At 61.0% G+C, this 7,922-nt stretch carries 9 protein-coding genes; 5 read left to right on the top strand and 4 right to left on the bottom strand.

Translation table 11 applies throughout. The annotated features are described in order from the left end of the window. The first annotated feature begins 720 nt into the window (after nucleotides 1-720). Nucleotides 721-999, top strand: a complete 279-nt coding sequence (locus AKL29_RS39975) for a helix-turn-helix transcriptional regulator (RefSeq protein ID WP_082190415.1) — start codon at nucleotides 721-723, stop codon at nucleotides 997-999. Nucleotides 1,000-1,002: 3 nt separating this feature from the next. Next, a complete protein-coding gene (locus AKL29_RS00040) occupies nucleotides 1,003-1,848 on the top strand; it encodes a replication initiator protein A (RefSeq protein ID WP_050382143.1) in 846 nt (281 codons plus the stop codon). A gap of 344 nt (nucleotides 1,849-2,192) precedes the next feature. Here AKL29_RS00040 and AKL29_RS00045 read toward each other — a convergent pair whose 3' ends face one another. Continuing rightward, a complete protein-coding gene (locus tag AKL29_RS00045) occupies nucleotides 2,193-2,678 on the bottom strand; it encodes an IS110 family transposase (protein ID WP_050382145.1) in 486 nt (161 codons plus the stop codon). Nucleotides 2,679-2,971: 293 nt separating this feature from the next. Here AKL29_RS00045 and AKL29_RS00050 point away from each other — a divergent pair, with 293 nt between their 5' ends. The 3 genes from AKL29_RS00050 (at nucleotide 2,972) to AKL29_RS39980 (ending at nucleotide 4,832) form a co-directional block, all read left to right on the top strand. Further along, a complete protein-coding gene (locus tag AKL29_RS00050; RefSeq protein ID WP_050382146.1) occupies nucleotides 2,972-3,436 on the top strand; it encodes a DUF2840 domain-containing protein in 465 nt (154 codons plus the stop codon). Then, nucleotides 3,433-3,945, top strand: coding sequence for a S26 family signal peptidase (locus tag AKL29_RS00055; RefSeq protein WP_050382148.1), 513 nt, complete (start codon nucleotides 3,433-3,435; stop codon nucleotides 3,943-3,945). The genes AKL29_RS00050 and AKL29_RS00055 overlap by 4 nt, the downstream gene beginning before the upstream one ends. Nucleotides 3,946-4,151: 206 nt before the next feature. Further along, nucleotides 4,152-4,832: a lytic transglycosylase domain-containing protein gene (locus AKL29_RS39980; protein WP_244481635.1), complete on the top strand. Its 681-nt coding sequence runs from the start codon at nucleotides 4,152-4,154 to the stop codon at nucleotides 4,830-4,832. Between the two features lie 106 nt (nucleotides 4,833-4,938). On the opposite strand, the gene tnpC is transcribed toward AKL29_RS39980, so the two are convergent. The 3 genes from tnpC to tnpA form a co-directional block, all read right to left on the bottom strand. Next, complete coding sequence (gene tnpC, locus AKL29_RS00060) at nucleotides 4,939-6,468, bottom strand: IS66 family transposase (RefSeq protein ID WP_050382150.1); 1,530 nt, start codon at nucleotides 6,466-6,468, stop codon at nucleotides 4,939-4,941. Nucleotides 6,469-6,549: 81 nt separating this feature from the next. After that, nucleotides 6,550-6,903, bottom strand: a complete 354-nt coding sequence (tnpB, locus tag AKL29_RS00065; protein WP_050382153.1) for an IS66 family insertion sequence element accessory protein TnpB — start codon at nucleotides 6,901-6,903, stop codon at nucleotides 6,550-6,552. Further along, the gene (gene tnpA, locus AKL29_RS00070) at nucleotides 6,900-7,796 is read right to left on the bottom strand and encodes an IS66 family insertion sequence element accessory protein TnpA (protein ID WP_050382155.1); all 897 of its coding nucleotides are present in this window, start codon (nucleotides 7,794-7,796) and stop codon (nucleotides 6,900-6,902) included. The genes tnpB and tnpA overlap by 4 nt, the downstream gene beginning before the upstream one ends. Nucleotides 7,797-7,922 lie beyond the last annotated feature (126 nt).

The raw sequence follows: 7,922 nt of genomic DNA on the forward strand, positions 1-7,922 counted from the left end.
GTGCTTGCTGAGAGATCGCCACGCTTTAGCGGTTTAAACCTGCTCGCTCGCTCCACCTGCGTATTTGTAGATCGTCGTACTTCCGATGCAGGTTGACGGCCATGATCTCCCTGAAATCCAGGGCTATACGAGAGCTGAGCCAAAACGATCGTTCCTGTTCTTGTCGAACGCTACCGGCTTCGGTAACGCGATGAGCGCGGCCGATCTTGATCGCAGCAGCCGCATCGGCTGTTTCTCGCAAGTCAGCGTCTCGGCTACGGCTCGATCTCGCGGCCGGGCAGGTGCGTCGCGCCCGATGACTGGACTGCAGTGCCGCGCATCGATTCGGTGGAGCACCGCATCTGGTCAAACGAGCCGCCGGAAGTCGGCTCGTCATACGCAGCCGAGTTGATGTTTGATGGCGACTAACGGGCATATGGGCCCAATTACTCTGGCGCACAATGAACGGATGCACGCGAAGCCCAAACTTTGATCAATCGTCCAAATAGCAGGCGCAAGCGCCTGACGTCGTTATCCCCGCGTTCGCCTGCGCAATCGCTGATGGGCGATTTCTACCGCAAGCTTCTGTGGCCCGAGCGCGAAGACGAATAGGTCTTCCGTAGGGTATCGAAAATCACTCCGTCATCTTCGGCATCCCCTTAAGCGCTGCTACTCCGCGATGGTGGCCGTCGACGCGCGGCGAACCTCGTTCGCGCTCCAGACGATCACGGAGCTTTTCAAATGTCCGATCCGAACGCGGATAAGATGCCGCGTTACCTACGAACGTCCGAAGCCGCTCGCTTTTTGAGTTTGTCCGGTCGCACTTTGGAGAAACATCGAACGTATGGAACTGGCCCGGAATATCACAAGATCGGCGGGCGTGTGGTCTACTCGGTTGCCGACCTGACAGCCTGGGCCAAACTGGGCAAGAAGAAATCGACTTCCGATCCCGGTGGCGGCACGGTGCTGCCCGCAAAACGGCATGCGCCAATTCCCTACGCGGGTAAAGAGCGGCGCTAAGCAATGTCCGTTATCAAATACTCGGCGCGCCGCCGCTATTCCGAGCGCGAGCAGCTTGCCCCCTTTCGTGCCTTTCCTGGCGATCTCGTACCACGAGACGCGCAGGATCTCATCGCTTATCCGTTCTTCACAGTCGCAAAGACAAAGCGCATCGTGCCAATCGATTTCTGTGCCGGCGCGATCGCAATTCGCGTTGAAGCCATGCGTAAACACGGCATGGCGGCCATTTGGGATGCAGATGTTCTGATCTGGGCCGCGCACCAGATCGTCGAAGCGCGTGACACCGGTTTGAAGACGTCGCGTTTGATGGCTGCAGCGCGTTACAAGATTTCGACTTTTGTCGCTCACGACACCAGAGCGCGGGAATATGACCGGCTAAAGACCGGGCTCGACAGACCGCAAACGATAACAGCGCAGACTTCGATCCGCCATCCAACAGAACGACGACGGCATCGTTGCTCCTGGATCAACGAGTGGAAGGAGACGGTCGATGAAAACGGGCGTCCATTTGGTCTCGAGCTGATCCTGCCTGATCGGTTCTATACGGGTGTGATTGATGACGGGCTCGTGCTGACGATCGGTCGCACCCATTTCAATCTGATAGGCGGACTGGACCGTTGGCCTTACCGGCTCCTGCGCAAGCACGGTGGGCGCCGGCGCGGCGGCTGCAGCTCCGACCTTGTGCATCTCGATGCCGATTTCGGCATTTTCTTGCCGCTCATGCACTTCGCCTACGACGTACGTCAGATCGTCCAACGCCAGACATTGCCCGGCTATCTGTTCGTACTCACGCGCGATCCGAACGGTACCGAGCGGCTGAACTTTGTACCGGGGCCTGTTGATCCCTAACGGGGCACGCCTGCGCGTCGCAGTCTCATTCCAAATTCGGAGGACAATCTGTGAATCAACTCGCGCTATCGAGGACCGCGACCCTCGTGCCATCGGGGACTGACGCCTGCAGCGATACCTCATACGCTTGCTCTCTCACGCGCAACACTTTACTGCAATGCAATTCCTTTCTCGAACGTACGGGCGGGGTCGCGCGCAATGCCACGCGATCACCGACGTCGGCGTCATCGCATTACGCTCCTTGCGTTCCTTTGCGGCAGTTCGCTCGTCGAGGAGAACTCGTTGATATCCGTGGCCGGCGCCAGGGCCGCCACATGCCGGAATCTGGAGAATGGGCGGTCAGCCTAACCTGCGCTGTGCTTAATGGCTTCAAGGCGGCCCGCCGATATCTCGCCGACCTTGAGCCCGAACGGGCGCGACTCGTCGCGAATCGTGTTCACCATAGCCAGCAGCTTGCCGAGCAGCGCCATCCGTCCGACCCGCAGCGCCCGCAACGTTTGCACGCGCTCCAGCTTGACATGGACTGCGCGGAAGCAGCCGATCCGGGTCAGCTGCGCAATACCGTTGGCGTCGTTTCGGTAGGTCGTGTTCGGCATCGCGTTCAGCTCCGCCTTGGCATGGCGCGTCTCGATGCAGATCACGGGGAGACCCTCCAGCGCCGTCAACAGCCAGGCGCTGTACGAGAATGCTTCCTGCCCGCCGCGCTTCAGGTGGCTTGCCCACTCTGCCAGGACCAGCACGATTGCGTCCGGGTCGGTCTCGACTTTCGCCTTCCGGACGGGCTTGCCGTCACCATCCACCACACAAATGTTCGTCGCCTCCAGCGACACGTCAAGACCTGCGTAGATGTTCGTCGTTTTCTTTCACAGCCGACCGCCGAAGAGCACCGTGCTGGGATCATTGCGAGGCTTCGTTGCCGCAACACGGCCGGCGAGGGGTCACAATTCAGTGCCCCGGTTAACCAGATATCTTCCCGATTTCTTGTAACCGACCAGACTACAATTTGCATGGGAGGTGACCGGCAACGCCGAGCCGCCAGGCCTGCTCATCTTCAGAAGCGGCACACGCGCTTTACGACGCTCAAAGCATACGGTCCACGGTTCGAGCTTCGAGGAGCGGCGGCATGAGCGATCTCACCGAAGTGGAACTATTGTGGCTCGAAAAGCGTATCGAAAACCGCATTCGGTTCGGTCGCATCGTCAAGGAACGGAAGCTCGATCGCCACCGGCGTGTCCTGTCATTCGCGCCAGGCAGCATCTTTGCTTTCGTCCGTTGGACCTCCAACGACTTCGGTACGATCATTTCGCGGATCGACATCTTGCGTGCGGTCGCGCCGGGACAACGCTGCTCGGCTGTGCCCTATGTAAAGCCCGGCGGAGAGATTTTGCTGCGGCTCTCCGGCTGGCCAAAGGTCGAACGCGTGCTGCAGATGATCGACGCCGTCGAGGCGCTCGGCATCGACCCCGCCGACGTCGCTCCGGATCATTGGCATCACGTTCACAACCGTCTATCCGTCAATGAAAACCCGCGTCCCTACACGAAAGCCCGCCACCAGGCTTGGCTCCATCGCCAGAGAGTGATGCGATGAGAGGCCGCCTGATGACGTTGACCACGACCTTTGGGGTCGTCGCTGCGCTCGTCGCGACAGTCGCTCTGGAGCCGCTTCCGCTCTACATCTGGAATGCATCGACGAGCGTGCCAATCGGTCTTTATCGCTTACGACCGACAACGCGCTTCCAGGTTACCGAACTGGTCGCCGTTCAGCCGACAGAGCCGCTTGCGACCTTCCTCGACCTTAACGGCTATCTGCCCATCGGCGTGCCCATGCTCAAACGGGTGCTCGCGTTGCCCGGACAGACTGTCTGCAGAACCGGCCTCACGATTTCGGTTGATGACATTGCAGTCGGCGAGGCCCGCGATCGCGACGGAAGCGGCCGGCCGCTGCCGAAATGGCAGGGCTGTTGGGTCGTCGGAGACGGCGAACTCTTTCTGATGAACTGGCAGTCCAGCGACTCCCTGGACGGCCGATACTTTGGATTTCTTCCGGCTTCCGCCGTGATCGGACGTGCGTTCCCAGTGTGGACGTGGGAGGAGTAATCGTGCGCGTTCCACGTGTTTGCCCTGCCATTCCTCTGTTCGATCGATCGCGGGACGAGTCCTCCGTCCCGACTAATGTTTGCGAAGCCGCCGCGCGCCGTGTCGGTTCAGCGCGGCCGAATGGCCGGCGCGGAGCGGCTTTGCTGTGGATGCGCGCGAGCACGGCGGCATGCTTAGCTCGATCCGTCGGGCGTGTGGTGCCCCTGGTGCTCCTTCTGACCGCATCGGGCAAGGTTGCTCCAGCTCAGGACGGGCCGATCGCATTTCCAGCGATCCGTCAGGCCAACCACTCGTTCGCGGGCTTCATCGGCGAAGCCGCACAACGCTTTGCGATCCCGTCAGCCTGGATACGCTCGGTCCTCAGCATCGAAAGCGCGGGAGACGCGCAGGCCCGATCGCCCAAAGGCGCAATCGGCCTGATGCAAATCATGCCGGCGACCTGGGCGGAACTTCGCAAGCGCTATAATCTAGGCAGCGATCCTTACGATCCACACGACAACATTCTGGCTGGCGCAGCGTATCTGCGTGAACTGCTCGATCGCTATGGCTCGCCTGGTGTGTTTGCGGCGTACAACGCGGGACCATCTCGCTATGATGCGCGCCTTGCGGGCGGCTCCTTGCCGGCAGAGACGCAAGCGTATGTGGTAAAGCTTGCAACTCTGCTTGGCATCGAATTGCCTGCGACGTGGACCGCCGGCCGGCAGTCATCCGCAACTGCAACGTCGCTCGTCACACGACTTCATCTGATGAGGACGGGCGATCGATCGGCGGAACTCATGCCTTCGAGTGGCGCCAAGACTGCAATCTCAATGCACGATGTTTCGCCTATGGTCCCTCGGCCGATTGGTGTGTTCGTCCCTCGGTCGAGTTCGGGAGCATCGCAATGACCAGATCTGCAGGTTCGCAAGCCATGGCTTGCAACAGCGAGCAATTGGCGAAAGAACGAAGACAGCGCACAAGCACGACGTATGCGTCCGGCCGCTGCACGTGGCATCAGGTCTTGACATGATCAGCCGGCTTCCAGTTCCACGGCAGCAATTCGTCGAGACGGTTGACGGGATGTCCGTCGATCATCCTCCGCAGCACGTCACGCAGGTATGCGTAAGGTTCGACGTCGTTGAGCTTGCAGGTCGCAATCAACGAACAGACGACTGCCCAGCGCTGCCCACCGCCGTCGCTGCCGGCGAACAGATGGTTCTTGCGGCCGAGCGCGACGGGACGGATCGCGCGTTCGACGGGATTGGTGTCGAGCTCGACGCGGCCATCATGCAGGAATCGCGTCAATCCATGCCAGCGCGAGAGCGCATAGCGGATTGCTTCGGCGAGCGTGCTGCGACCCGACACGAGCCGGAGCTGCGCATCCAGCCAAACATTCAGAGCGTCAGCGATTGGCTTGGAGAACGTCCTGCGCTCAGCAAGCCGGTCAGCGGGCGATCGTCCGCGGATACGCGCTTCGATCGCGTAGAGTTCGCCGATCCGGCGCAAGGCGTGTGTTGCCACAAGCGATCCGGTGGCCTCGGCTACGTCGTAGAACTTGCGGCGCGAGTGGCTCCAGCACGCGGCGAGAGTGATCCCCTCCTTGTCGGCCAGCTGCTCGAAGCCAGCATATCCGTCGACATGCAGGATGCCCCTGAAGTCCGCAAGATGCGCGACGGGTCGCTCGGCTCGGCGATCCGGGGCGAACAAATAGATTGCGGCCGGAGGCTCGGGTCCACCCCATGGCCGCTGGTCACGGGCGTAGACCCAAAGCCGCGCCGTCTTGGTTCGTCCGCGACCGGGATCGAGCACGGGGATCGGCGTGTCGTCGGCAAACAGATGGTCGGACGCGAAGACGTTCTTGCACAGTCGTTCGTGCAGCGCCTCGAGCCACCAGCATGTGCCGCCGACCCAGCCGGCGAGCGTCGAACGACAGAGATCGACGTTGTGGCGGGCAAGGATCTGAGACTGTCGATAGAGCGGAAGGTGATCGCAGTACTTGCTTATCAACACGTGCGCGAGCAGCGCCGGCGTTGCAAGGCCGCCGGCTATCACCCGCTCCGGCGCGGGCGCCTGCATCACCCTGTCGCAGGCCCGACAGGCGTATTTGGGACGCGTGGTGCGCACAACACGAAGCTGAGCGGGCACCCAGTCCAGCATCTCGCTAACGCTTTCGCCAACCAGGTGAAGAGTGCCGCCGCAGCAGTTGCAGACCTCACTTTCGACATCGAGCCGAACGTCTTCGCGCGGCAGGTGATCCGGCAAAGCTCTGCGTCGCGCTTGCGCCGTCGGAGCTTCGGAGATGACCGCCGGCTGGCCTTCCTGAACGCGGGCAATGTCGCTGTCGATATCTTCCAGGCCGAGCGCGAACTGATCGGGATCAATGCGCTCGGAGCTGCGTCCGAACTGCATTCGCTGCAGCTGTTTGATGATCGATTTGAGGCGCTCGATCTCAGTATCGCGGTCGTCAATGGCAGCGGCAATGTCGCACACCAGACGCTGCAGAAGCTCAGGATCGCAAGGAAGATTGTTGAGATCGAGCTGCATGTCCGATGGTACTCGAAGATGCTGATTCGTAGAAGAATCGCTGCCCAGTTCAGCCCTGTTTTTTGCGCGTCATCTCTTTGTTCAGCCGGCAATCGCGGGCTTCCAAACGCGTTCCGGAACGCGCCAATCGATGCCCTCGATTAGCATCGCGAGCTGCGCCGGTGTGAGCGTAATCGAACCGTCATGGCCGGCCATCACGGGCCACACGAAGCCACCTTGGTCGATGCGTTTGGTGAACAGGCAAAGCCCGTTGCCGTCCCAGAACAGGATCTTCAACACCGATGCCTTCTTGCCGCGGAAGGCAAAGAGATGACCGCAGAACGGATCCTTGTTCAACACGTCCTGGACAAGCATCGCGAGCCCGTCCATGCCTTTACGCATGTCGGTGTAACCCAACGCCAGATGCACCTTCACGCCCGCAGGAACGAACATCATCGTGCAATCTCTCCGCTCTCGATCTGCGCTCGCACAGCATCCGGATCGCTACCAACTGGAGCAAAGACGCGACCTCCATCGGCAAGCTCAACGGCCACCATTCCCTCGGGCAAACGGACGAGGTTGCGCAAAACCCGCGTCTCGGCTGCGGTGTCGGCGAGCGCGACGTGGGCGAGTTTCGAGCGATTCGTTTGCCCAATTCCAAATTGCACGCGCCAGCGGAACAGCAGCCCAGTGACGATCCCGTGCTTGCGCGCGACGGCGGACACTTTGGCGCCGGGTTGCTCGGTTTCCCTTGCGATCGCCAGCTTCTCCTCGTCGCTGAAGAAGCGCCGGAGGGGTGCGGCGGGCGCCGCCAGATCGCCGATTTTCGCGGCTGTCAAGCGGCGTTGGGGAGCTGAGTTCCTGGCACTAGTGCTAACGGCCGGGCGGGCGGAGGGATGAAGATGCGCGCGCCAGTCGATTTCGACCTCGCCGGCGGCCAACCGGTCACGCCATTTGCGCAGCGCGTAGGGCGACAGGGACAGCGCCGCGGCATATTCGCGTACGCCCATGCCGCTCCAGTTCATCGCCTCGACGTGCATGGCCCAGAACGCCTGCATGGCGCGATTACGCACGTCCGTGGTCACGCTAAAGCGTCGTCGCCGACGTCTTCGCAGCACGTTTTCTCGCTTTTCACGGCGCTGCTCCCGGCGCAAGTCCGTCTGATATTCCGCGAGTTTCCGTGCGGTCTCCTCACCGACGAGCTGCTTCAGCCAACGCCGAAACGTATTCTCAGTGAGACGTTGCTGACGACAATATTTGCGGATCCCGAGACCGCTTCGGCGCCACGCTTCGATGTGCAGCGACCACCACTCGCGTCGAGCTTTGTTCTGGAAGTGTTTCGGTCCCACCGGAGAATCTCCACAGCAGCAGAGAACCCGAAATGGAACGACATGACACGAGGAGGAAGGTGTGCAGAGACCGGACGGTTATACACGACCGATTAAGACGGCTCTTCAAATCGGGCTTCGAGATAC

Origin of the sequence: Bradyrhizobium pachyrhizi (genome assembly GCF_001189245.1) — a bacterium.
Classification (GTDB): Bacteria; Pseudomonadota; Alphaproteobacteria; order Rhizobiales; family Xanthobacteraceae; genus Bradyrhizobium; species Bradyrhizobium pachyrhizi.

Excerpts from the sequence above, each read along its gene's own strand:
- AKL29_RS39975 (WP_082190415.1), top strand. The coding sequence starts at position 721 with ATGTCCGATCCGAACGCGGATAAGATGCCGCGTTACCTACGAACGTCC.
- AKL29_RS00040 (WP_050382143.1), top strand. The coding sequence starts at position 1,003 with ATGTCCGTTATCAAATACTCGGCGCGCCGCCGCTATTCCGAGCGCGAG.
- AKL29_RS00050 (WP_050382146.1), top strand. The coding sequence starts at position 2,972 with ATGAGCGATCTCACCGAAGTGGAACTATTGTGGCTCGAAAAGCGTATC.
- AKL29_RS00055 (WP_050382148.1), top strand. The coding sequence starts at position 3,433 with ATGAGAGGCCGCCTGATGACGTTGACCACGACCTTTGGGGTCGTCGCT.
- tnpC (WP_050382150.1), bottom strand. The coding sequence starts at position 6,468 with ATGCAGCTCGATCTCAACAATCTTCCTTGCGATCCTGAGCTTCTGCAG.
- tnpB (WP_050382153.1), bottom strand. The coding sequence starts at position 6,903 with ATGATGTTCGTTCCTGCGGGCGTGAAGGTGCATCTGGCGTTGGGTTAC.